General features: G+C 32.2%; 2 protein-coding genes. One reads left to right on the forward strand and one right to left on the reverse strand.

The window, feature by feature from the left end:
• The first annotated feature begins 99 nt into the window (after nt 1–99).
• Nucleotides 100–411: a hypothetical protein gene (locus JHC30_00645; GenBank protein MCI4462668.1), complete on the forward strand. Its 312-nt coding sequence runs from the start codon at nt 100–102 to the stop codon at nt 409–411.
• Nucleotides 412–649: 238 nt separating this feature from the next.
• On the opposite strand, the gene JHC30_00650 is transcribed toward JHC30_00645, so the two are convergent.
• On the reverse strand, nt 650–1,763 hold a 1,114-nt coding region (locus JHC30_00650; GenBank protein MCI4462669.1), incomplete at its 5' end, for a topoisomerase DNA-binding C4 zinc finger domain-containing protein.

The raw sequence follows: 1,763 nt of genomic DNA on the forward strand, positions 1-1,763 counted from the left end.
TCACCCAATTTAGGGAACACTACATAATTTTTATTTGCAATATATAGAATCTTTACTTTTACTTTGATAACTATATACTAATATTGAGAGGGAAACACTATGAAAACAAAGGATAGAAAAGAAGCAATAAATGAAATATTTTCAAGGGAATCCGCAATATTAAAAGATCTCCTGCAAGAAAAATACAATACATTTACTGAAGAAATTCGTTCTGAAGAAGATATTTTTCCTGGCGTTGTTGTGAGTAAATTTAAAAGAATCTTCAATGAAGAAATTGCTAAAAGCATTAATAAAGTTATTGATGAATTGAACACGCCTTCCTTAAGATTAAACGAAGAAGAGTGGCTTGAGATAAAGAAATCTTTTGAATCATTTCTTGACGAAATAGATCCAATTATCAGTAAAAATTAAAGGAATTTGGTATTCCAAAAGCCCGCACAAAGAGATTTCTTGAAAACTCACGAAACGAACTAAATCGCCTTATACAGGACAGGGTAATAAAAACAAAAATTGGTGGATTTGCAACAGACAGTTATTACAAGCTTAGCGACAGAAGAATCTCAACAATTGCAATAGTCATTTCAATAATAAGTTTGATAATTTCGATTATAGCAATATTGATAAAGTAAAGTATAGCATAAAGCGAGATTTATAATCGCTGCTTTCTTTTATACCAGGCATTTCTTTTTGTTGAATACTTATAGCCTGGCTTTTCCTTAAGGCTCCAATAGCAAATGGAGGTTTCCCACTCTTCATTTTGAGAATAGTGTTGACTCAAAGCCTTGCTATTAAGTTTACTGGAGGTTTCATTATCTCTTACTGAAGGAATTCCATTTTTAAAAGGAGAAATCCAATCACAATTCGGATTTGTACAAGCATAAAAATAGCCAAATTTACCACTTTTTAGTGTCACAAGGCTTTTTATCCCTTTAGATAAACACTTAGGACAATACTTATCGACATTTTGAGACAAGAAAAAGTCCCTAAGATTCAAATTATCATAAACTTGCTCGATAGTATTCTTTCCTTCAAATCGTCTCATCTGCTCTTCGGTATAATTGTGGCTCAATATGTTAAGACTTCCTTCCCACAAAATTTGATCATCAATTATAGAGATTTTTTGATGCATTTCACTCCAAAAACTTACATTTACTCCAACTTCTATTAGTTTTTCTATTGACTCCTTAGACTGCTCCGCTAAGGAGGCTTGTTTGGCGGGAGGTCTTGTAATAACAAAAATTTTAACACCTCTATTGATGAGCGATATAAACAAATTTAAGAGCTTGTTTGTTCCTCCTATCGATACAAACGGACTTAATATAATAACTCTGTCTTTTGCATTTTTGAGATCTTCAATAAATGACTGCCAGAACTCATATTGGTTGTAAAGCAAACTTCCTTTAATAGATTGAGAAGCACCTTGATATATCAAATTTACCGATTTATCGAAGTCTTCAGCCCTCCAATTCTTTATAATTTCGCTTGAATTTATGACCAAGCCATATGATTTTACATAATCTATTACCTCCCTAATAAGTCCATCCTTTGGAAACTCTTTTTCAATATATTTAACATTTGCAATAATATAGAGTTTAGACTTAGCACGCGTAATTGCAACATTTATCAGCTTTTTTGCTTCTTCGCTATTATTATATTCATTTAGCATTGACCATTTTTTAGCTCCTACTCCTTCAACAGTGTCAAAAATAATGACTTCCTCTTCCGAGCCTTGAAAATTATGAATCACGCCAACCCTAACTCTG

It is taken from the genome of Caldisericum sp. (assembly GCA_022759145.1).
GTDB lineage: Bacteria > Caldisericota > Caldisericia > Caldisericales > Caldisericaceae > Caldisericum.

Bases quoted from the DNA above. Each gene is read 5' to 3' on its own strand.
- JHC30_00645 (MCI4462668.1), top strand. From the start codon at position 100: ATGAAAACAAAGGATAGAAAAGAAGCAATAAATGAAATATTTTCAAGG.